At 33.9% G+C, this 21,884-nt stretch carries 22 protein-coding genes; 18 read left to right on the top strand and 4 right to left on the bottom strand.

Annotation, left to right across the window (positions count from 1 at the left end):
- Positions 1–166 precede the first annotated feature (166 nt).
- Positions 167–3,079, bottom strand: a complete 2,913-nt coding sequence (locus BUB80_RS20675) for a M16 family metallopeptidase (protein WP_073297226.1) — start codon at positions 3,077–3,079, stop codon at positions 167–169.
- A 250-nt stretch (positions 3,080–3,329) separates the two neighbouring features.
- Between BUB80_RS20675 and BUB80_RS20670 the strand changes: the two genes are divergently transcribed.
- From BUB80_RS20670 to BUB80_RS20585, 18 genes are all read left to right on the top strand, one after another.
- Complete coding sequence (locus tag BUB80_RS20670; RefSeq protein ID WP_073297223.1) at positions 3,330–3,734, top strand: flexirubin biosynthesis protein DarG; 405 nt, start codon at positions 3,330–3,332, stop codon at positions 3,732–3,734.
- Between the two features lie 55 nt (positions 3,735–3,789).
- Positions 3,790–4,785 (top strand): BtrH-related acyltransferase DarH, encoded by a 996-nt coding sequence (locus BUB80_RS20665; RefSeq protein WP_073297220.1) that lies wholly within the window; start codon positions 3,790–3,792, stop codon positions 4,783–4,785.
- Between the two features lies 1 nt (position 4,786).
- Positions 4,787–5,542 carry an ABC transporter ATP-binding protein gene (locus tag BUB80_RS20660; protein WP_073297218.1) on the top strand — a complete coding sequence of 252 codons (756 nt, stop codon included), beginning with the start codon at positions 4,787–4,789 and terminating at the stop codon, positions 5,540–5,542.
- The gene (locus BUB80_RS20655) at positions 5,529–6,800 is read left to right on the top strand and encodes an ABC transporter permease (RefSeq protein WP_073297215.1); all 1,272 of its coding nucleotides are present in this window, start codon (positions 5,529–5,531) and stop codon (positions 6,798–6,800) included. Before BUB80_RS20660 ends, BUB80_RS20655 begins: the two co-directional genes overlap by 14 nt.
- On the top strand, positions 6,775–7,215 hold the full coding sequence (locus BUB80_RS20650; protein ID WP_054512819.1) for an acyl-CoA thioesterase: 441 nt from the start codon (positions 6,775–6,777) through the stop codon (positions 7,213–7,215). Before BUB80_RS20655 ends, BUB80_RS20650 begins: the two co-directional genes overlap by 26 nt.
- On the top strand, positions 7,212–8,381 hold the full coding sequence (locus tag BUB80_RS20645) for a beta-ketoacyl synthase N-terminal-like domain-containing protein (RefSeq protein WP_073297212.1): 1,170 nt from the start codon (positions 7,212–7,214) through the stop codon (positions 8,379–8,381). The genes BUB80_RS20650 and BUB80_RS20645 overlap by 4 nt, the downstream gene beginning before the upstream one ends.
- A 4-nt stretch (positions 8,382–8,385) precedes the next feature.
- Positions 8,386–8,925, top strand: coding sequence for a 3-oxoacyl-ACP synthase (locus BUB80_RS20640; RefSeq protein WP_073297209.1), 540 nt, complete (start codon positions 8,386–8,388; stop codon positions 8,923–8,925).
- Positions 8,926–8,962: 37 nt separating this feature from the next.
- Positions 8,963–9,523 (top strand): hypothetical protein, encoded by a 561-nt coding sequence (locus BUB80_RS20635; RefSeq protein ID WP_073297206.1) that lies wholly within the window; start codon positions 8,963–8,965, stop codon positions 9,521–9,523.
- Between the two features lie 52 nt (positions 9,524–9,575).
- The gene (locus BUB80_RS20630; protein ID WP_054512816.1) at positions 9,576–9,833 is read left to right on the top strand and encodes a phosphopantetheine-binding protein; all 258 of its coding nucleotides are present in this window, start codon (positions 9,576–9,578) and stop codon (positions 9,831–9,833) included.
- A gap of 87 nt (positions 9,834–9,920) precedes the next feature.
- Complete coding sequence (locus BUB80_RS20625) at positions 9,921–11,120, top strand: beta-ketoacyl-[acyl-carrier-protein] synthase family protein (RefSeq protein ID WP_073297203.1); 1,200 nt, start codon at positions 9,921–9,923, stop codon at positions 11,118–11,120.
- Positions 11,117–12,178: a beta-ketoacyl synthase N-terminal-like domain-containing protein gene (locus BUB80_RS20620; RefSeq protein WP_073297200.1), complete on the top strand. Its 1,062-nt coding sequence runs from the start codon at positions 11,117–11,119 to the stop codon at positions 12,176–12,178. The genes BUB80_RS20625 and BUB80_RS20620 overlap by 4 nt, the downstream gene beginning before the upstream one ends.
- 223 nt (positions 12,179–12,401) lie before the next feature.
- A complete protein-coding gene (locus BUB80_RS20615) occupies positions 12,402–13,169 on the top strand; it encodes a polysaccharide deacetylase family protein (RefSeq protein ID WP_073297240.1) in 768 nt (255 codons plus the stop codon).
- 151 nt (positions 13,170–13,320) lie between these two features.
- Positions 13,321–13,947: a flexirubin biosynthesis/transport protein LolA2 gene (locus BUB80_RS20610; protein ID WP_073297197.1), complete on the top strand. Its 627-nt coding sequence runs from the start codon at positions 13,321–13,323 to the stop codon at positions 13,945–13,947.
- Positions 13,913–14,548 carry a flexirubin biosynthesis protein LolB2 gene (locus BUB80_RS20605; protein WP_083547317.1) on the top strand — a complete coding sequence of 212 codons (636 nt, stop codon included), beginning with the start codon at positions 13,913–13,915 and terminating at the stop codon, positions 14,546–14,548. Before BUB80_RS20610 ends, BUB80_RS20605 begins: the two co-directional genes overlap by 35 nt.
- A 6-nt stretch (positions 14,549–14,554) precedes the next feature.
- Positions 14,555–15,151, top strand: a complete 597-nt coding sequence (locus BUB80_RS20600) for a porin family protein (protein WP_073297194.1) — start codon at positions 14,555–14,557, stop codon at positions 15,149–15,151.
- A gap of 4 nt (positions 15,152–15,155) precedes the next feature.
- Positions 15,156–15,536 (top strand): ApeI family dehydratase, encoded by a 381-nt coding sequence (locus BUB80_RS20595; protein ID WP_083547315.1) that lies wholly within the window; start codon positions 15,156–15,158, stop codon positions 15,534–15,536.
- A complete protein-coding gene (locus BUB80_RS20590) occupies positions 15,533–16,009 on the top strand; it encodes a hypothetical protein (protein WP_073297191.1) in 477 nt (158 codons plus the stop codon). The genes BUB80_RS20595 and BUB80_RS20590 overlap by 4 nt, the downstream gene beginning before the upstream one ends.
- A 4-nt stretch (positions 16,010–16,013) precedes the next feature.
- On the top strand, positions 16,014–17,186 hold the full coding sequence (locus BUB80_RS20585) for a DUF2062 domain-containing protein (protein ID WP_073297188.1): 1,173 nt from the start codon (positions 16,014–16,016) through the stop codon (positions 17,184–17,186).
- A gap of 71 nt (positions 17,187–17,257) precedes the next feature.
- Here the strand turns inward: BUB80_RS20585 and BUB80_RS20580 are convergent, their stop codons facing one another.
- The 3 genes from BUB80_RS20580 to BUB80_RS20570 form a co-directional block, all read right to left on the bottom strand.
- Positions 17,258–19,276: an FG-GAP-like repeat-containing protein gene (locus BUB80_RS20580; protein WP_073297185.1), complete on the bottom strand. Its 2,019-nt coding sequence runs from the start codon at positions 19,274–19,276 to the stop codon at positions 17,258–17,260.
- Between the two features lie 24 nt (positions 19,277–19,300).
- Positions 19,301–20,392, bottom strand: coding sequence for a hypothetical protein (locus tag BUB80_RS20575; RefSeq protein ID WP_073297182.1), 1,092 nt, complete (start codon positions 20,390–20,392; stop codon positions 19,301–19,303).
- Positions 20,393–20,628: 236 nt separating this feature from the next.
- Entirely contained in the window at positions 20,629–21,882 is a 1,254-nt protein-coding gene (locus tag BUB80_RS20570; protein WP_139262827.1) for an alpha/beta hydrolase, read from the bottom strand.
- Between the last annotated feature and the right edge of the window lie 2 nt (positions 21,883–21,884).

Below are 21,884 nucleotides of genomic sequence, written 5' to 3'. Positions count from 1 at the left end.
ACCGGAAATGATGCATAAAAAATCCGGAAAAGTAAAATCTTCCGGATTCGTATCTTAATTGATAACTTGTAAACCTATTTTAGGACTAGTCAAAACATTTAAAAGTTACTCAAATAAAAAGTGAGGCATTTCTACCCCACTTTCAATATCATTATTACTATGAAAATTAATACCCAAAGATTTCCTCAAGAGTTACCTCTTTAAATTCTCCCATTTTATTAATAGATTCCATATTCAGATTTTCTTTTTTACCGATGATAGCGGTATTGTATTTCAATGGCTTAACTTCAGTATCATAGAAATTGGTCAACTGAGGCAAGCTCAATCCCTGAATCTCAGCATAAATATCTTTTCTGATATCATAATCCACTCCTAATTTTTTTAGAGATAATTGATTAAAGAAAATACTCGTTCTGTTGATTCTGTTGGATGCAATCTGTTTTAATGCAGAACCTTTTGAATTTTCGAATTGTGTCGGAATTTGTGGCAACTGAGCCATCAAGTCATTCATCGCTGTTACTGCCAACGGAAGTTTGTTTGATTGTGTTCCGATGTAATTAGTAACATAGTTCGGATGATTACTTTCGGTTGCGTTTGCATAAGAAACATATGCAGAATATGCCAACGATTTACTTTCTCTGATCTCCTGAAAAACGATAGAAGATAAACCACGTCCGAAATATTCATTGAAAACATTAGCTTTTCCGAAGTTACCAAGATTTACATTGCTCCCTTTTGCAATTTTAGACATTTCCATTTGCACCATGTCATAATTGGTGAAATATACTTTTCCTTCAGTTGCAGGTTCAGCATACACCTTTGCTTTTGCAGGCTGTAAAGTCGCACTTACAATATAAGGCTCAACTGCTTTTACTAAGCTTTTCTGATCTTGTCCGTAAACGAAAATTTCATAAGGATATTGATTAATCGTTTTGATTTTTTTCATCAAATCATCAATATTAATGCTTTGCAAACGCTCTTTAGAAACGATATCCGTCATCCTTGAATCTTTCCCGTATTTCGCATAATTACTCAATGCAGCCATAATTCTCGTCTTGTCTTTCTTCACAGCTTCTCTAGTCTCCAGCATTGTTTTAACTGTCTGATCATAAATTGCTTTATCAGCCTTTACGTTCGTCAGCCAATGATTCATCAGTTCAACACCTTTTTTCATATTACTTTCAAGTCCGCTCAACGTGATCACCGTTTGGTCATTTGAAGTTCTGAAACTGTTTGAAATTCCAAGTTTGTAGAATTCCTCTTTCAATTGTTCAGGTGAATATTTATCTGTTCCCAAATATTCCAAAGCTGTTATAGCAAGAGATAATTCTTTGTCATTATCTGTTCCAAAAGGGAAAATATAATTAACCTGAGCAATTTCGTTATACTTATTTTTTACAAAGCTTACTTTCTTATCTTTAATCTGAGACGTTTGTATTGCTGTTTTATAATCAATAAATTCAGGTTTAATTTCAGTTGGTTTTATGGCTAAAACTTCTTTTAAGAAAGGTGATTGAGCATCTCTGTTCAATTTAATCGGCGTAATTCCCGGATTCTGCACACGAACCAATTTATCATTTACTCCTTTTTCTTTGTAAACAACTACATAATTATCTTTGAAAAATTCGTTAGCAAATTTTACAACATCTGCCTTTGAAATCTTTTCATATTCATTGATTTCGTCCAATTCCTGCTGCCAAGTTCTTCCGTTGATATAAGTATCGTAAAGATTGGTTGCCAAACCGTCTGCCGTTTCCCAAGTCTTCATTCTCTGAACTTTCTTGTCATTCACGATCGCTTTCAGCATCCAATCAGGGAATTGACCTTTTTTAATTAAATCAACCTGGTCTAATAATAATTTTTTAGCATCATCAAAACTTTGTCCTTCTTTAGGAGTTACCGACAAAGCAAAAGAACCATACATCTTAAATGGAGATTCGTATGCGCCTGCTCCTAGTGTCTTTTGTTTTTGATTAATATTAAGATCAATTAAACCTGCATCGCCTCTGTTGCTTAAGATTTCAGCAACAACATCAGCCAATCTTGCTTCCTGAGTCCCGTAAGAATCGGTTCTCCAAGCCATTGTCATTCTTGCTGTAGACGGACTTTTTACTGTTCTGGTAACAATTGACGTCATTGGAGCTTCTGTTACCATTTTTTTCATTGGTAATTCTTTGTATTTGAAAGAACCAAAATACTGATCAACCAACTTTATCGTTTTATCATAATCTAAATCTCCAACCAAAACAACTGCCATATTATTAGGAACATAATATGTGTCAAAATATTTATGAATCGCTACCATTGAAGGGCTTTTCAAATGTTCTGAAGTTCCGATTGTAGTTTGCTGTCCGTTGGGATGTTTCGGGAAAAGCGCTTCCATTAAAGCATAATTCACCAAACGTCCGTCGTTATCCTGAGCTCTATTATACTCTTCATAAACCGCTTCCAACTCTGTATGGAAAAGACGTAAAACCAATTCAGAAAAACGTTCTTTTTCTACTTTAAGCCATTTCTCAAGTTCGTTTGCTGGAATATTATTTTTATAAACCGTTTCATCCAACCAAGTATGAGCGTTAGTTCCTGTAGCTCCTAAAGATGAAATTGCTTTATCATATTCATTAGCAATTGCATATTTAGATGCTTCCTGAGAAACCTCGTCTATTTTTTTGTAAAGTGCCTTCTTCTTTTCAGGATCTTTTTCTGCTTTATGTTGCTCATAAAGATCAGAAATTTGTTGAAGCAACACTTTTTCTTTTGCCCAATCCTGAGTTCCTAAATGTGAAGTTCCTTTGAAAACCATATGCTCTAGATAATGAGCCAATCCTGTATTGTCGCTAGGATCATTATTTGACCCCGTTCTTACAGGAATATAGGTTTGAATTCTTGGTGCATCTTCATTTTTAGCCAGATATACTTTCAACCCGTTCTTTAATGTATACACTCTTACACCTGACTGATCGTTTTTTACCGTTTCGTAGGTATACCCTTGACTGTCCGTCAGCTTTTGTGTTTCAAATTTCTGAGCCATCGCACTCAACATGCAAAATAGCGAAACAGAAATAAAAAATTTCTTCATAATATTATTTATTTAATCAAATTTCTTTTAAAATGTATTAGTCTGGCTTTGTCTTATACTTGTTACAGATTATTTATTTACAATTGTGAGAGATTTTGTCATGTTTTATCTACTAAAACCCACATGATATCATCAAAAAATAATATAATTTACATATAATCTATTTTCACTATTTTAGCCGATTGATAAAGTTAATCACAAAACAGATGAATTTTTTTTCATCTGAAATCTACAACTTAAAAATATTTAGGTGAAAAAACAAGATCTTCCTCAGGACGAAAGCAACTTGAAGTCAGCTAACATGACCGAAGTGTTGTACGTGACTGATGAAAACAATAATTATACAACGGCAAACAGCATTGGTTGGGACGTTAAAAAAGCCGCTTTGGATGAATCTTTAGCCTTAATTAATGAAAGAATAGAAGAAGCCAAACAAGATGTTGCCAATAATATAGCGAGTCCGATTGTTTATTTCATGGAACTGAATAAAATGGATTTACAAGTTCTTGCTTCCTACGCCGGAATGTGGCAATGGAGAGTAAAGAGACACGCAAAACCAAAAGTATTTAAGACACTAAGCGAATCCGTACTGAAAAAATATGCCGATGCATTCGGGATTTCAGTGGATGAATTAAAAAATTTCAACGGTAAATAAATAGAAACCTTCAAGGTTTTAAAAACCTTGAAGGTTTGGTAAAATCAAGCAACGAATGAAACTTAATTTTGAACACCATCAAACTGCGCATTGCGAAAACGGTGTTGCCTCTAATTTACTAATAAACAAAGGGCTAAAACTCAGCGAACCGATGATCTTCGGAATTGGTTCGGGGTTATTTTTCGTGTATTTACCTTTTTTAAAAGTAAATTTCGCCCCAGGTTTCAGCTACAGGCCAATGCCGGGAGCTATTTTCAGCAAAGCCGCAAAAAGACTGGGAATTAAAATTAAAAGAGAAAAATTTTCGAATCCTAAAGACGCACAATCAGCGTTAGAAAGAAATTTAGAAAATAATGTGCCGACAGGTTTACAAGTTGGAGTTTTTAATCTTACGTATTTTCCTGAAGAATATAAATTCCATTTCAACGCCCACAATTTGGTCGTTTACGGAAAAGAAGACGGAAGATTTTTGATCAGTGATCCCGTGATGGATTACACCACTTCCCTTTCCGAAGCCGAATTGGAAAAAGTAAGATATGCCAAAGGAGCACTTCCTCCCAAAGGCCATATGTACTACCCTACTTACATTCCTGAGAATGTAAATATAGAAGAAGCCATAAAAAAAGGGATCAAAGATACTTGCAAAAATATGTTGGCTCCCGTTCCGCTTATTGGGGTAAAAGCCATGAGATGGGTAGCGAAAAGTATCCCGAAATGGGCTGATAAAAAAGGTACGAAAGTGACCAACCATTATCTGGGGCAACTCATCAGAATGCAGGAAGAAATTGGAACCGGCGGTGGCGGTTTCAGATTTATTTATGGCGCTTTTTTACAGGAGGCTGCCGTAATTCTTAAGAATGACGAGCTAAAAGAACTGTCTAAAGAAATTACCGCTATTGGTGATCTTTGGAGAGATTTTGCAGTAGATATTGCAAGAGTTTACAAAAACAGAAATTCAAAAAGCAATATCTATCAGGAGCTTTCAAAATCGATGCTTCATATTGCTGATCTGGAAGAGGCTTTCTATAAAAAACTGAGAAAAGCAATTTAACGTGGAGAACATCATTGAAATAAAAAACCTGTATAAAAAATACAAGCATGCAGAAGAGTTTTCTGTAAATGATATCTCGTTGAATATTAATCAAAACGAAATCTACGGAATTCTGGGGCCTAACGGAGCAGGAAAAACAACATTAATTTCTATGCTCTCCGGGTTGATAAAACCTACTTCAGGAACTTTTAAGATCAACGGATTATCTCCTCAAAAAGATGGTTTTAAATTAAAACAAATCATTGGAATTGTCCCTCAGGAATATGCATTATACCCTACGCTTACAGCGAAAGAAAACTTAATGTTCTTCGGAAGCCTGTATGGTTTACCTCATAAAAAATTAAAAATCGCGATTGATGAATCTTTAGAACTTATGGGGTTATCAAAATTCGCAGATAAAAAAGTAGAACAATTCTCAGGAGGAATGAAACGCCGTTGCAACCTTATTGCAGGAACACTTCACAATCCTAAAGTCTTGTTTCTTGATGAACCTACTGTCGGTGTTGATGTTCAGTCTAAAAAAACAATTATTGATTATCTTTTAGATTTAAATAAAAAAGGAACGTGCATCATTTATACCTCACATCACCTTTCTGAGGCTGAAGAATTCTGTACAAAAATTGCGATCATTGATCATGGGAAAATCCATGCTGTTGGAACTCCCGAAGAATTGGTGAACAGAGTTGCCAGTGCCGAAAACTTAGAAGATGTTTTCATTTCATTAACCGGAAAAGAATTAAGAGATGTTGTTGTATAAATTGTGGAGAAGTTTCGTTAAGGAAATCCTTTTATTGAAAAGAGATATCGGTGGAATCGTCATTATTTTTGTGATGCCTTTATTGTTGATTATCACAATCACTTTAATTCAGGATTCTACTTTTAAAAATCTGGAAGGTTCAAAAATTCCGATTATTTTTATTGATAACGACAAATCTGAAATTTCAAAAAATATAAAACACGAGCTCGAAAATGGTAAAACATTCGACTTAGTAACCAATTACAATGAAAAATCTGCTCAAGACGCTGTTTTTTCAGGGGATTATCAAATGGCCATCGTCATTCCTGAAAATTTAACGAAAGATTTAAATGCAAATATTGATTCTAAGGTTCAGACCATTGTAAGCTCATTTGGAATTGAGGCAGATGCTGCTTCTGTAAAAAAGAATGTTGACATAAAAGCCAAAGACATTCACTTGTACTTTGATCCGGCAACCAATATCGGTTTCAAAAACAATGTAATGAATGCCGTTAATAAAATGGTTTTTGAGATTGAAAATAAAAAGATCTACAAAGCCTTTCAGGATCAATTGGGAACCACCGAAAATCTGGATGAAAATAAAAACTTAATCAGTTTCAAAGAAATTACCCCTACAAAAGGGAAAATGGACATTATACCGAATTCTGTTCAGCATAATGTTCCGGCTTGGGCGCTTTTTGCGATATTTTTCATCGTCGTTCCGCTTTCTATTAACTTAGTGAAAGAAAAAAGTCAGGGAACGAGTGTAAGAGTAAGAGTGAGTCCAACGCCTTATTATATTCATATTTTAGGAAAAACATGTACCTATTTAATCATCTGTATCATTCAGTTTTTATTGATGGTAGCGGTGGGAGTTTACCTTTTCCCTTATATGAATTTACCTCAGTTTGATGTAACAGGAAAAATGTTCCATCTCATTATCGTTACTATTTTTGCAGGATTAGCCGCAATTGGCTTCGGAGTTTTGTTAGGAACTCTGGCAGATACCCAGGAACAATCTGCACCGTTTGGTGCGACTTCTGTGGTTGTATTGGCAGCCGTTGGAGGAATATGGGTTCCCGTATTCTTAATGCCCGAATTTATGCAGACAGTTGCTAAATTTTCACCCATGAACTGGGGATTGAATGCTTATTACGACATTATTTTAAGAAACAGCGGAATCGCTGGTATAGCAAAAGAACTGGCTTTATTATTTGTATTTTATATTGCCATGGTCACTATTTCAATTTTTTATGAAAGGAAACAAAATGCAGTCTAACGAAAAACCAATCCAGTGTACTGAGGAAGTACGAGTACGATTCAATGAGACAGATCCTTTGGGAATTGTTTGGCATGGCCATTACATTGTGTATTTCGAAGACGGAAGAGAAGCTTTTGGAAGACAGCATGGCTTAACTTATCTTGATATCCAGAAAGCAGGATTCGTAACGCCTATCATAAAAAGTACTTGCGAACATTTTCTGCCTTTAAAATATGGAGAAACCTTCAATATCGTAACCACTTTTGTTAATTCAACTGCAGCGAAATTGATTTACAGATATGAACTTTTTAATCAAGACAATAAATTGGTTTGCAGCGGAGAAACCATTCAGGTTTTCTTAGATTCTGATAATAATTTATGCTTGTATAATCCCGAGTTTTTTCAAGCTTGGAAAGATAAAATGGGATTATGAGAAAAGAAGTTTACATCACAGATTACAACTGCGTCACTCCTTTAGGATTTGATGTTGCATCCAATTGGAATGCCTTACTACAAGGAAAATCAGGAGTCGCAAAACATAAAGTGATCGAAAATCAGGAAGCTTTTTATGCTTCTATCATCGATTCTGAAAAATTGGAAGAAGAGTTCAACAAGTTCTTCGACTCGGCTCACAATGACAATACGAATTTCACAAGACTTGAAAAAATGTTTTTGTTAAGCTTAAAACCTTTGGTGAAAAGACATAACATTACAGAAGAAACGGCTTTTATTTTATCAACAACAAAAGGAAATATAAGCTTATTAAAGAATAAAGCAACTTTACCGGAAGGTGCTTATCTTTCAAGTCTAGCACAAAAAATCGCTGACTTTTTCGGATTTAAAACCAAACCCCTTGTTGTCTCTAATGCATGCGTTTCAGGAGTAATGGCCATTGCTATTGCTAAAAATATGATTCAGGCAGGAAGATATAAAGATGCGTTTGTTGTGGCTGGAGATGAGATCTCAGAGTTTGTGATTTCAGGATTCAATTCTTTTCAAGCCATCGGAAGCAAACCTTGCCAACCTTATGATAAAAACCGCAGCGGAATCAATATTGGTGAAGCTACAGCAGCAGCTTTTATTACAGGTCATTGCGAGGAACGAAGTGACGAAGCAATTTCAAACGAAAAGTTTAGTTTTAAAATATCAGGAGATTCAGCCATTAACGATGCAAATCACATTTCCGGACCTTCAAGAACAGGAGACGGATTGTATGCAAGCATCAAAAATGCAATGACAGAGGCTAAAGTTTCAGCAGAACAAATCAATTTTATATCTGCTCACGGAACTGCCACAATATATAACGACGAAATGGAAGCCATTGCTTTCAACAGAATGGAATTACAAAATGTTCCCCTCAACAGCATGAAAGGTTTTTACGGACACTGTTTAGGAGCATCAGGTTTATTGGAAAGTATTATATCTATGGAAAGCGCCCTTCACAATACCTTAATTTCATCAAAAAACTTTGAAGAAATGGGAGTTTCCCAGCCTTTACATATTATTAAAGAAAACCAACCTGCGGAAATCAAATATATTTTGAAAACAGCTTCAGGTTTTGGTGGGTGTAATGCAGCAATTGTTTTAGAAAAATGTTAATACGATGAAGAAAACAGACATTTGCACCATAGAAAACTCAAAAATAACCGTCAATGAAGACGTTATTTTCGAAAGTCAATCTGAAGTATTTTCAGAATTTGCCAAAGAAGCTTATAAAAGTTTAGAAGTAAATTATCCTAAATTTCATAAAATGGATAACTTAAGCAAACTCGCTTTTCTGGCTTCCGAAATGATTTTAAAAGACGGAGATCATAGCCAAACAGCAATTGTTTTGGCCAACAGATCATCAAGTTTAGATACTGATTTTAAATATCAGGAAAGCATCAACTCTCAGGACAATTTCTTTCCGAGCCCAGCTGTTTTTGTATACACGTTGCCCAACATCTGCGTGGGTGAAATTAGCATTAGACATACAATGCAGACAGAGAATACTTTTTTTGTTTTGGATGAATTTGATGAAAAATTTTTAAATGATTACTCAGAACAGATCTTACAGTCAGGAAAGGCTGAAAAGGTACTCTGTGGCTGGGTAGAGCTATATCAGGAAAGTTACAAAGCTTTTGTATATTTGCTAAACAAGTAAATTCCAACAATCAAATCTGATTAGTAATTTTTATAGTATGAAAAATATCTTTTTATTGTTAACATTTATATTAGGTTTTACAAGTTATGCCCAAAAGGTTGAACTTGAGAATTTTCAATTAACTAGTTATGATATTAATTCATCAGATAAAATAGAATTTAGTTCATATTCTACTATAGATAAAAATGGAATGCTAAATGTGTATATTAATGGATATAAAACTGAGACTTATTATTCCTATCAATTGAATGATGCTGAAATTAAATCAATAAATAAATTAGGTAAAGAAGACCTTGAAAACTTTATTGCAAAAAGGCAGTTGGATCCAAATCATTTTTACGCTGGAAATAGAAACTACATTTCGTTTCAAAAAAATGGAAAGAAAAAAGAAATATGTTTTATTTTACCTTTAATGAATTCTGAATTTAGCGAAGTTTTAAAAATGCTTGAAAAAACAATTTATTCACAGCAAAATGTCGCAAAAATTTCAAAATTTGATATCGATTTCAATAAATTGCAAATAGATATTCTTAAACAAAATCAAATAGACAATTATTTACCGCAAAAGCAATTACCTCCTCCTCCAATGTCAAGGTAGAATTAGATAATTCTTATATGCGGTGACTATTATATTATACATTAAATAAATTATGGAAAACTTACAAACTGAATTAAAGCACAAAATTATCGAAGTACTTAATCTTGAAGATGTTTCTATAGAAGAAATCAAAGATACTGATCCGTTATTCGGAGGAGGTTTAGGATTAGATTCTATCGATGCTTTAGAGTTGATCGTTCTTCTTGACAAAGATTATGGAATAAAATTAGCCGATCCTAAAAAAGGAAAGGAAATTTTTCAATCTATCGATACGATGGCAAAATTCATCGAAGAAAACAGAACAAAATAAATGAGTCAATCTAGCAATGTATCAGTTTAACAATGTAATAATATTGGTAAACGGTTAAATTGATACACTGTTACATTATAAGATAAAATGAGTCAAAAAATTGCCATAACAGGAATGGGCATCATTTCTTCCATCGGTAACAATGTGGAAGAAAATTTCATTTCGCTCACTTCCGGAAAACACGGAATTTCAGATATTCAGTTGTTTGAAACCCGCCACATCGGAAATATTAAAACAGGCGAGATAAAACTATCTAATGAAGAATTGGTACAAAAACTTCAGCTTAATGAAGATAATAATGTAACAAGAACCGCTTTATTGGGTATGGTTGCTGCAAAAGAAGCGGTAGAAAGTGCCGGTATATCAGATATCAACGGCTACAAAACGGGGTTAATTTCTTCAACAAGCGTTGGCGGAATGGATATCACCGAAAAGTATTTCTACTCCTACGAAGACTTTCCTGAAAAGCAAAAATATATAGACTCTCATGACGCAGGAAATTCATCATTAGCCATTGCAGATTATTTAGGTCTTAAAGGCATGGTTTCTACAATCAGTACGGCTTGTTCGTCTGCTGCCAACGCGATTATGATGGGTGCAAAGCTTATTAAAAATGGCGTGTTAGACCGCGTGATTGTTGGTGGAACAGATTCTCTTTCAAAATTTACGTTGAATGGATTCAGTACCCTAATGATTCTTACCGATTCTTATAATACGCCTTTCGACAATGACAGAAAAGGATTGAACCTTGGAGAAGCAGCCGCTTTTCTGGTGTTGGAATCTGAGGAAGTTGTTAAAAAAGAAAATAAAAAAGTACTCGGATATCTTTCCGGATATGGAAATGCCAACGATGCCCACCATCAAACTGCTTCTTCGGAAAACGGCCAAGGCGCTTATTTAGCTATGGAAAAAGCATTAAAGGTTTCAGGTTTACTGAAAGAAAACATCGATTATATCAATGCGCACGGAACAGCAACTCCGAATAATGATCTTTCAGAAGGAATTGCGATGATCAGGCTCTTTGGTGAAAATCAGGTTCCGGAATTCAGCTCTACAAAAGCGTTTACAGGTCATACTTTGGCTGCTGCTGCGGGAATTGAAGCTATCTATTCATTATTGGCGATTCAAAATAATATCATTTTCCCCAATTTGAATTTTAAAACGAAAATGGAAGAATTTGATTTAACACCCGTTACCGAATTGAAAGAGAAGAATATCGACCATGTACTTTCTAACTCATTTGGGTTCGGAGGAAATTGTTCAACCTTAATTTTCTCAAAATCATGAGTGCCGTGTATATCAACAGTGCAGCCTGCATCTCGGTTCAGGACACTTTAAATGAAAATTTCATCCAAAATCTTACGCCTGAAAATTCAATTCAGATCGTAAAAGCTATTGAACCTAATTACAAAGAATTCATTCCGCCAGCGATGAGCAGAAGAATGTCTAAAACGGTAAAGATGAGTTCTGTAGCCTCAAAATATGCTTTGAAAGAAGCCGGAATTGAAAACCCTGATGCAATTATTGTTGGAACAGGAATGGGATGTTCCCAAGATTCTGAAAAGTTTTTAAAAAATGTGATTGATAATAATGAAGAGTTTCTGACTCCGACTTATTTTATTCAATCCACTCACAATACGGTTGCCGGGCAAATTGCTTTAGCATTACAATGCCACGCTTACAATTTCACGTATGTAAACACTTCTTCGTCTTTAGAATTCTCCATGCTAGACGCCAAACTTCAAATTAATGATGGTGAGGCTGATCATGTTTTGGTAGGTTCAACGGATGAACAAACCGACAGAACAATGGAATTGTATAAATTAAACAATACCATTAAAAAAGAAGAAAATCTTCCCGTTGATTATTTAGACTCAACAACAGAAGGCGTTATTTGGGGAGAAGGTTCAAGCTTTTTTGTTTTAGGAAAAGAGAAGACAGAAAGTTCTTACGCTCAGCTTAGAGATATTAAAATCAACAATAGATTAGAACAAGATGAAATTCAAAACTTTATCGGAGACTTTCTAACGAAAAACAATCTTACCTTTGAAGAAATTGATGCTGTGATTTTAGGTTTTAGTGGAGATTCTAAATCGGATATTTATTATACTAAAGCAATGGATTTATTTCCAAATTCAGCATTGTTATATTACAAGCATTTAAGTGGGGAATTCAATACAGCAAGTGGTTTTTCTACATTTATGGCTTGTCATATTCTGAAAGATCAGCAGATTCCGGAAGTGATGATGATTAATGGTGTGAAAAGAGAAGGTATTAAAAACATTCTTTTGTATAATCATTTGGGAGGAAGTGATCATAGTTTGCTTTTGTTGGAGAGAGCTTAAGTTTTTAATATAGTAAATACGATATGCTTGTCATTGGCTACGCCGAATCTTTGATTTCTGACGAAGGAAGAATCTCTTAATACTCTTAACAACTAAATTAATTCTTAATGTTTCAAATTAAACCATTAAGTTTGGTGTTAAGTTATTAAGAATATTAAGTTTAGATTCCAGGCTATACTTCGTTTCGCTCTGAATGACAGCTCAAAATCAAAATAATAAAAAGATGAAACACTATCTGTTTATTCTATTTTATCTTTCCTGCAATGTATTCATTTATGCATTTCATGGGACTTTTTGGGTGTATCTGTTTTGTTTCTTATTTTTTTCGGCGGTGGTCGTTTGGGGATCTTTCGATATTGAATTAGGATATTTTGTCAATAGTTTGACGCATAAAAGAACGAAAGTCAAGGAAGTTGCTTTAACTTTTGATGACGGTCCGACTGAGTTTACCCCGAAGTTCCTTGATCTATTAAAAGAAAACCAGATAAAAGCAACGTTTTTCTGTATTGGAAAACAGATTGAAAAATATCCCGAAACTTTCCAACGAATTATTGCAGAAGGACATACAGTTGGAAATCACACCTTATCTCACTCCAACAACACAGGATTTTTGTCTACCTCAAAAATGGTTGAAGAGATTGAAAAGTGTGATGAAATTATTTCTAAAGTCGGAAATATCAAGACCAATTTATACCGTCCTCCATTTGGCGTTACCAATCCGAATATTGCTAAAGCTATTAAAAGAACTCACAAAAAAAGCATCGGCTGGAATGTCCGTTCTTTAGATACAATCACAGACAACGAAAAGAAAATTTATAAACGAGTTACCCACAATCTAAAGAAAGGAAGCATTATTCTTCTTCATGATACTTCAGAAAAAACGTATAATGTTTTGACAGATTTATTAGTATTTTTGGAACGTGAAAAGTATTCGACTTTTAGGATGGATACTATTTCAACCACAAAAGATACAAAAGCTTTTAATGTCTAAGAATTTTTAAGCTAGAATGATTGCGTATAAGAAGAACAAATGAGTTTTGAAAATCTTTGATTTTCATCTTTTATGAGCTTTTATTTTCAAAGTATTTATTTAAAAAAATAATCTTTTGTGACTTTTGTGGTCCAATTTAAAAATCAAAACAATGATTAAAAATATTGCTTTCGGAGCATTCTTATTATTTTCAAATTTCTTTTTTGCTCAAAATACAGCAATGTCAGGAGCTGAAGCAAAAGCTTTCGTTACCAAAGTTTCATCTGAAACAAAAGAAATCAAAACCTTACAAAGTGATTTTACCCAAACCAAAAAGATGGATTTTTTGGATAAAAACATTGTGACCTACGGAAGAATGTCTTTAAAAACACCCAACATTTTAAGTTGGAAATATACAAAGCCATATCAATACAGCATTATATTTAAGGACAATAAAATATTCATCAATGACCAAGGAAAGAAATCTTCTGTAGATGCTAAAAGTAAAACCTTTGAAAAGATCAATAAACTGATTGTAGGAAGCTCAAACGGACAGATGTTTAACGATCCTGAATTTTCAGTAGCTTACTTGAAGAATGCAAATTACAACATCGCAAAATTTACTCCAAAATCTGCTCAATTGCTGAAATATATTAAGCAAATTGAATTAAGTTTTCCTAAAGGTGAATCAACCGTTTCACAGGTTAATATGACGGAAGCCTCAGGAGATACTACAAATATTGTTTTTAAAAATACAAAAATCAATGCGCCGATTTCTGCTTCAGAGTTTTCTTTATAGTCTGATTTTAATCCTATTTGTTTCGTGTAAAACCTATCAGCTTACAGATGCAAAATTAATTTCAAATTCTGAGAAGACCGTTGAAAATTTATATTTTTCTTCGAATGAAGATTACGTGTATAAATGTCAGATGGATATTTACAAAAATCATGTAAGCGGAATTCTAATTATCAAAAAGATTAATGACGCGACACACCGTGTCGTATTAACTTCTGATTTCGGAAATAAATTAATTGATTTTGAGATTTCCGGAGATGATTTTAAGCTTAACTATGTTTTAGCAGACTTAGACAAAAAGATTGTCATTAATTTTTTAAAGAATGATTTTCAGAAATTGCTAAAACAGAAATATCCTGTGAATGAAAGTTTTGAAAATGAAAAGTCAAAAATTTACCTCTCAAAATTGGATAAGAAACAATATTATCTGTTCTTCAATAAAGAAAATGGATTGCTGAACCAAATCATTTATACCAAAAACAATAAGGAAAAAATCGATTTCACTTTTGAAGCAAAAAAACATATCTTCGCGGATAGTTTGAATCTTCAACATAAAGATTTCAAGATCAATATAAAACTATTTCAAATAACCGAAACTGAATAATATAACATGAAAAAAACGGCACTTTTACTCTTTGCTTTATTTACAACTTTATCTTTTGCTCAGGTAACTTTTAACCCTGGAATAAGAGCAGGAGCGAATTTTTCGCATTTCACCAATAATGAAAATCAAACATTCTACTGGCCGGATTCTCCAAACGCGAATATGAAAATGGATTTTAAAACTAAAACCGATTTTTATATTGGGTTTCTAGGAAATATTCGTTTTGCAAAATTTTATGCTTTACAGCCGGAAATTAATTATTCGAGACAGGGAGCCAAGTTTGAAACCAATGTTAACAACTGGAACGGACAAACACTTTCTGTTTCTTATTTGGGACTTCAATTGGTTAATAAATTCTATTTCAATAAATTCAACGTTCTTGTGGGGCCTACTTTAGAATTTGTTGTTGACAAGAAAAATTTTGAGCCAGATAACGAAATAGATTTAGGAATTACAGCCGGTCTAGGATACGACATTACAAAAAACTTTGGGGTTGAAGCAAGAGTAAAAAAAGGTTTTGTTCCTGTTTACAACTTCTACGACAATCATACAAACGTTACTTTTCAGGCGGGCGTTTACTATACATTTAACATGAAAAAATAATTTTATGCAGACTATTCTTACAGACTTTTACACCTTACAATCATCAGAAAAAGAAGAAAACGGACGTTTCATTGCCCATATCACGCTCAATAAAGATCATGATATTTTTAATGGACATTTCCCAGGAAATCCTGTAACGCCAGGAGTTTGCATGATGCAGATCGTAAAAGAACTGACTGAAGAGTTTACAGGCGCACCATTATTTTTAAAATCTGCTTCGAATGTGAAATTCATGGCCATCATCAACCCATTTGAAACACCGGATTTAGTATTACAATTGGATATTAATGAAAGTGAAGATGAAGTGAAAGTAAAAAACACCACTTTATTTGGCGAGACTATTGCATTAAAAATGTCTGTACATTATAAAAAATTGACATCATGAAATTGATCTTATCATTCATAACAGCTTTTATATTTTTCTTTCAAAATGATTTGGAGTCATTAAGAAACAGTTATGCAAAGGCCAATCAATCCAACGAAAATACACAGGCATTTATTACTACTGCCGAAAAACAATCTGGTTCTGATGCTGTGACGACTGGTTATAAAGCCGCTGCAAAAATCATGGAGGCCAAAATTGTTAAACAAAACAGAAAGGCACTCGTAAAAGCTGGAGCAACTGATCTTGAAAGCATCATTAAATCTAATCCTAACAATATTGAATTAAGATTGATAAGACTAAGCGTTCAGGAAAACATCCCCAAAATAGTAGGTTACAGAGGTGGATTAAAAGATGATAAAGCATTCATTTTAAGCAACTACGGAAAGCAAAATACAGCTATGAAAAGTTATATTAAAAAATTTGCTGTACAATCTAAAACCATGTCTGATACTGAAAAAGCATCATTAAAATAAAACAATGACCCTTCCTGAAGCACAAAATGCAATTTCTGAAAAAAAGATTTGTGTTTTAATACCTACTTACAACAACGAGAAAACTCTGAGAAGAGTAATTGATGGTGTTTTAGACTATACCGAAAATATCATTGTGATCAATGATGGGTCTACAGACTCTACCCAACAAATCCTCTGTCATTATTCTCAAATTACAACGATTTCCCTGCCTGAGAATAAAGGCAAAGGAAACGGACTTAAAATAGGTTTCAGAAAGGCAAAAGAATTAGGTTTCGATTATGCAATAACCATTGATTCAGATGGGCAGCATTATCCAGATGATATTCCGGTTTTTGTGGAAGCTTTATTGAATGAAGAGCACAATGTTTTACTCATCGGAAACCGAAATATGTCGCAAGACGGAATCCCAAAGAAAAGTAGTTTCGGAAATTGCTTTTCTAATTTCTGGTTTTGGTTTGAAACAGGCATTAAGCTAGAAGATACTCAATCCGGCTACCGTCTATATCCTTTACATAAAATTCCGAAAAAATATTTTACTCCAAAATTTGAGTTTGAGATTGAAATTATTGTAAGAACAGCCTGGAGACACGTTCCCGTAAAAAATGTTCCTATAAAAGTGTTGTATGATCCTGCGGAAAGGGTTTCACATTTCAGACCGTTCAAAGATTTTACGAGAATCAGTATTCTGAATACCATCTTGGTAACCATTACTTTGCTTTATATTATTCCAAGAAATTTTATTAATAATTTCAGAAAGAAAAGCTTTAAAAGATTCATCAAAGAAGATGTTCTGGAAAGTGACGGAAGCAACCGCACAAAAGCTTTCTCCATCGCGCTTGGAGTTTTTATAGGCCTTTGCCCGTTATGGGGATTCCAGACCTTATTAGTGATTTCTTTATCTGTCCTTTTTAAGCTAAACAAAGTCTTGGCTTTTGTTGCATCCAATGTTAGCTTACCTCCATTAATTCCTTTTGTTATTGCCGCTTCCCTATTTTTAGGTTCTCCTTTTGTGCATGGAGACAGTAATATTTTAAGTAGTGATATCAACTTTGATTTAATTAAAAATAATCTTCTTCAATACGTGATCGGAAGTCTGATTCTGGCAAGTTCGATGTCTTTGATTTTAGGAACAGCCACTTTCCTGTTCTTGAATAAAGTGAGTCCTGATAATAAATAATTCAACTCTCTTTTACATAAAACTGCAAAGCCTTTCGACCTTGCAGTGATTTATGATAAACAAATTATGTTTTATTTTTTCGTGAGTTTCTGAGAATATGTCTTTCCATTCTTATCAACTAAAACAAGCATATAAATCCCTGAATTTAACTGTTTAACCGAGATTGAATTTCTTTCAACTTTTGTCTGTAAAACCATTCTACCGCTCATTTCATATACTTTGGCATCTGTTGGAATAAAATCATTTTTAGTTTTAAAATTAACAATATCATCACTCGGGTTTGGATAAACCGTGAATAATTCCTGAGTAGCCTGAATGTCTTTAGCTCCTAAATAAGATCCTTCCACCACATGTAATGTTGTATTAGGCGTTACATTATAAATGGTGTCAACCAAACCTGAAGGCCATTTAACAATTACTTTTGTAATGGCTGTAGCCTGACCAATACCGAAATGAGCATTCAGTGTATTCATATTTCCGAATCCCACTCCACTTTGTACATCTCGAATTTGTTTTCCCCAGGCTCCATAGATCTCCACTCTTGCTCCAATCCCATTCCTGTTACTTTGGGTTCCCTGTAAGGTTACTTTAAGCCATTTATTGCTATTTCCTACATTCATCAGAACTGTACTTCCATTCTGAATATCCAGAAAACCATCATTATTAAGATCACCAATTGGTCTTTTGTCGGCACTTAAACTATACGTATTAAGGTTGGGCGAAAATTTAAACGTTCCATCTCCAAACATAATTGTATTTCCCGCGCCCAATACATCAAGAAAGCCATCATTATCAAAATCATACGCCACATACTCCCTACTTAAATTATTAACAACATCATATCCTGAACCTACAGAAACATCTTTAAAAGTTCCATCACCATTATTTTTCATGACTTTACTTAGGCCATTTGTTGTCGCATTTATTCCTACTACAGCATCCATCCACCCATCATTGTTAAAGTCTCCCCAAGCCGCAGACCATGTCTGAGTAGGATTTGCCATATTAGCGGCAGCAGCAACATTTGTGAAGGTTCCATCACCGTTATTTCTAAGCAATTCATCAATGTTTCCACCAGGTCCTGAACCTCCTCCGCTACATTTTGCAATATAGAGATCCATATCTCCATCGTTATCATAATCTACCCAAATAGAACCATAATTTCCTCCGGAAGGAAAATCTCCCATTCCTCCCTGATTGTGGTTCATATTGGTCCCATCATTCATATAAAACCTGTTCGGAGCATTATCATCACATACAAAAGCATCTAATTTCCCGTCTTTATTAATGTCTATAAAGTTAGTCCGCTGTGTTAAAAATGACTGAGGTTTTCTATCCGACGTATAGCCTGTTCCTCCAGCATTAGCTTTTACAAAGGCTATCCCGGTTCCTGAGCCATACATAAGATCGTTAAAACCGTTATTGTCGTAATCTCCCGCCGCTATGCTCCATGTAGGCAATATAGTAGTACTCGGAATTGTATAAGTAACATTATTAAATCCACCTCCAGGCTGCTGATAAGAGATAACCATCTGAGTATTATTTACTACAGAGACAATATCATCCAAATAATCTCCATTCATATCTACAATACAGTTATTATATGTACCTGCAACGCTCACCGTCTGCGGAAGGAATGAAAGTCTGCTGATAATAGGTGGCGCTTCAGCCACGGTAAAATTAAACCCTAGACTAGTCCATCTATTATCGAATACCACATAATAGGTATTTCCGGCAATTGCTCCAAAAGTAACCTGCGAAGCAAACCCTGACCCTGGAAAGTCGTCATTTGCTGTTATACAAGCTAATGCTCCACAACTTCCTGCGTAGACCATCAATCTTGTATCTACATTTTGTCCTGCCATTACCGAAGAAACAGTAACACTTTTATTTTCTGTAGCTGTATATTTATACCAAATTGCTGCTTGTCCTAGATTAGCCAAATTACAAACTGTGGTAGGCGGTGTTCCCGTAATTAAAGGGGCCGTATAAGTTCCTGGAGTAATATCTATTGCAGAAGCACATGTAAGCTGTGCTATTCCCCATGTTATATTACATAATACAACAAAAAAGGATATTATTTTTCTCATATTTTTTCATTTTGGTTATTAGTTTTAAGGACAGTTTTGATTCAGTGAATTGATCCATTGCTTTAAAAGTTCTACCCCTTCATCATGCACAATGGTTCTTCCTAGCAAAGGCATTCTATTATTCTCATCTACAGAATTGAGTCTAAAGTTCATTACCGACTTATTATGATTTCCCGGCGTTATAATTCTTTCTAATGAAGGACCTTGCGGCTCATCTGCCATCACACAAACTCCCATATTGGTAAGATTCGTTGTTTGACTAAAACTCAGCCGTATAGCACGATAATCACAACGCGCATTCTGTTGATGGCAATGTGCACAGTTGATGTCTACATAAGAGCGTAATCTTATATCTAAAGGCTTGCTGGTATCTTTGTAATTAACCGTAGAAACAATACCAGAAGGGTAACTTAGCAAATAACCTTCATCTACTAATTTTTGTAATTGATTTTTAACTCCTCCTGAGTAAGTGTAAGTTGTATTTAGATTTTGAGGTTTTACACCAATGGGAATTGGTTTATTATCTAGTTTATGACAAGCAAGACATTCTGATTCAGAAGGAATTCTGTAATCTATGGTCATAACCTCATTATTCTCTTTCTTGAAAGTAATATTTTTAGAACTGCCACTTGTAAAATCTGTTCCAGTCACCAGATTGGCCTCTGTTTGGTCATCATTCCACAAATATTCTGCAAAAACCCAACCGCTTGATTTTCTAATCATTAATCGGGTTTCCAATATTTTGGTCGTGTTATTAGGCTGTACGGTATTGTAATAAAAGCTTTTTATTAAAACAGTACCTACAGGAAAATTCAGTGTTTTATCATCTGCATCATAATTCGCTTTTACACCTTGTGGCATCCAGATAAATCTCTTTTTAAGAGCGTAGTCTGTAAACAGCGAACTGGCAGGTTCATAAGGAATTACCTTACTAGATGGCGTTAAGTTTTTTAGTTCACCGGTAAAAAATGCATATGTAGATAATTTAGCGTAAGGAACCGCATTGATATCAAAATTAACAAAAGAACTCTCAACTTCTACCCCTTCCATTTTCTCATCTTTACAAGAAAATAGCATCAATAAAAATACAAGAGATAAAAAATAGTTTTTTCTCATTCGTTTCATGGTTTTAAGGAAACGAATATAAATAATAAATCAACTACACACCAAATATTTTCACATCAAAAAAGCAGAATCAATCAAAACAATAAAACAAAAAAGCTTTTAAATTATTAATTACTCAACAAAAACACCACAAATCCTCACAAAAACATAAAACTAATTTATTAAAAACAATAGAGCAAAAGAATCATATCTAATGTCAATTATTAATAACCTGAGCTTAATTTCACTTATTTCAAAATAAACTGAACCAAATCTTTTAAAAATATTTCATCAACATTCCCTTTACCTTCATAATCTTTCGGAGAAGGAGTTCCACTACCTTTAATAAATAAGTGATTCAAAGAAGGATATAATTTAAACTCTGCCGATTTATTGCTTTTTAATTGATTTTTCCAAAGATTAAAATCTTTTTCTGTCACCTGATAATCCCTCCCACCTTGTACGAAAAGCATAGGTGTTTTAATTGATTTTACAGCTTCAAGAGGTTTATAATCCAGCAAATATTTCCAATAGGTAGCAGATAGTCCCATCGGAAGTTCAGATGTTGGAGAGTCTAAACTAAATTTTTTAGAGTTTAAAAACTCAACTTGTTTTTTTATATTTTGAATATCTTCGACTGAAATTTTTGAAGGTTCGATTTTATGAATATATTCAAACTGATCAATAAGAATTTCCTGTAACGGCCTAGCATTTCCAGCCATAAAAATATACTTTGAAACCTGAGCTTTTTCAGCAATTTTAGGCATTACGTAAGCACCTTGGCTATGCCCCAGAATAATAATCTGATAGCCTTTAAAACTTTCATTCGCCTTAAAATACTTGGCAACATTCACCGCATCAATGATGGTTTCCTGCTCTACGGTAGATTGATTATTAAACGTTTCAGGGTTCGAATACGTTCTCTTGTCATATCTATAAGAAGAAATTCCATTTTTTAAAAGATACTCAGCAATATCCTTGAAAGGCTTATTCTCACCAATTGTTTCGTCTCTATCTTGCGGCCCTGAACCATGTACGAAAATAACTAATTTCTTTTGATCACCTTGCGTTGGCTGTAAAAGCGTTCCTTTTAATTCAATATCATCACTTTTTATTTTTAAAGCAGTTTTATCGTCTGCTTTATCGAAAGTTTTATGAGGAATAAAATAAAAACCAATGATTTTATTTTCAGCATTAAACGTAATCTGAATATCCAATTTTGATTTTTCAAAATCAGAATAAAAATAATACGTGTCTTTTTCGTTATTTACCTCAAGAATACTTTTAAAATTACCCATCTGTCCTTGAATTTGTGGATAAAGCTCTTTAAGATCATTCACAGAAATTTGAGATCCAACAAAAGAATCAAAATAAGTATGCGCTTTTTCCGCATTATGATCAGTAAATAAGCTCTTGATAAAATTTCCTCCAATCTCTGGTCTAGACTGAGCAAAGAAGAATAACGAAATGAAAATTAAAATGGCTGTTAAAAGTTTTTTCATAT

The sequence above is a fragment of the Chryseobacterium polytrichastri genome (assembly GCF_900142445.1).
Lineage (GTDB): Bacteria > Bacteroidota > Bacteroidia > Flavobacteriales > Weeksellaceae > Chryseobacterium > Chryseobacterium polytrichastri.
The sequence above is the reverse complement of the archived record's forward strand: the minus strand, read 5'-3'. Positions and strand labels throughout refer to the sequence as shown.

Coding starts and splice junctions, on each gene's coding strand:
- BUB80_RS20600 (WP_073297194.1), top strand. CDS start 14,555: ATGAAAAAAACGGCACTTTTACTCTTTGCTTTATTTACAACTTTATCT.
- BUB80_RS20640 (WP_073297209.1), top strand. CDS start 8,386: ATGAAGAAAACAGACATTTGCACCATAGAAAACTCAAAAATAACCGTC.
- BUB80_RS20655 (WP_073297215.1), top strand. CDS start 5,529: ATGTTGTTGTATAAATTGTGGAGAAGTTTCGTTAAGGAAATCCTTTTA.
- BUB80_RS20645 (WP_073297212.1), top strand. CDS start 7,212: ATGAGAAAAGAAGTTTACATCACAGATTACAACTGCGTCACTCCTTTA.
- BUB80_RS20610 (WP_073297197.1), top strand. CDS start 13,321: ATGATTAAAAATATTGCTTTCGGAGCATTCTTATTATTTTCAAATTTC.
- BUB80_RS20630 (WP_054512816.1), top strand. CDS start 9,576: ATGGAAAACTTACAAACTGAATTAAAGCACAAAATTATCGAAGTACTT.
- BUB80_RS20585 (WP_073297188.1), top strand. CDS start 16,014: ATGACCCTTCCTGAAGCACAAAATGCAATTTCTGAAAAAAAGATTTGT.
- BUB80_RS20605 (WP_083547317.1), top strand. CDS start 13,913: ATGCGCCGATTTCTGCTTCAGAGTTTTCTTTATAGTCTGATTTTAATC.
- BUB80_RS20615 (WP_073297240.1), top strand. CDS start 12,402: ATGAAACACTATCTGTTTATTCTATTTTATCTTTCCTGCAATGTATTC.
- BUB80_RS20570 (WP_139262827.1), bottom strand. CDS start 21,882: ATGAAAAAACTTTTAACAGCCATTTTAATTTTCATTTCGTTATTCTTC.
- BUB80_RS20590 (WP_073297191.1), top strand. CDS start 15,533: ATGAAATTGATCTTATCATTCATAACAGCTTTTATATTTTTCTTTCAA.
- BUB80_RS20620 (WP_073297200.1), top strand. CDS start 11,117: ATGAGTGCCGTGTATATCAACAGTGCAGCCTGCATCTCGGTTCAGGAC.
- BUB80_RS20650 (WP_054512819.1), top strand. CDS start 6,775: ATGAAAGGAAACAAAATGCAGTCTAACGAAAAACCAATCCAGTGTACT.
- BUB80_RS20665 (WP_073297220.1), top strand. CDS start 3,790: ATGAAACTTAATTTTGAACACCATCAAACTGCGCATTGCGAAAACGGT.
- BUB80_RS20635 (WP_073297206.1), top strand. CDS start 8,963: ATGAAAAATATCTTTTTATTGTTAACATTTATATTAGGTTTTACAAGT.
- BUB80_RS20575 (WP_073297182.1), bottom strand. CDS start 20,392: ATGAGAAAAAACTATTTTTTATCTCTTGTATTTTTATTGATGCTATTT.
- BUB80_RS20580 (WP_073297185.1), bottom strand. CDS start 19,276: ATGAGAAAAATAATATCCTTTTTTGTTGTATTATGTAATATAACATGG.
- BUB80_RS20595 (WP_083547315.1), top strand. CDS start 15,156: ATGCAGACTATTCTTACAGACTTTTACACCTTACAATCATCAGAAAAA.
- BUB80_RS20675 (WP_073297226.1), bottom strand. CDS start 3,079: ATGAAGAAATTTTTTATTTCTGTTTCGCTATTTTGCATGTTGAGTGCG.
- BUB80_RS20625 (WP_073297203.1), top strand. CDS start 9,921: ATGAGTCAAAAAATTGCCATAACAGGAATGGGCATCATTTCTTCCATC.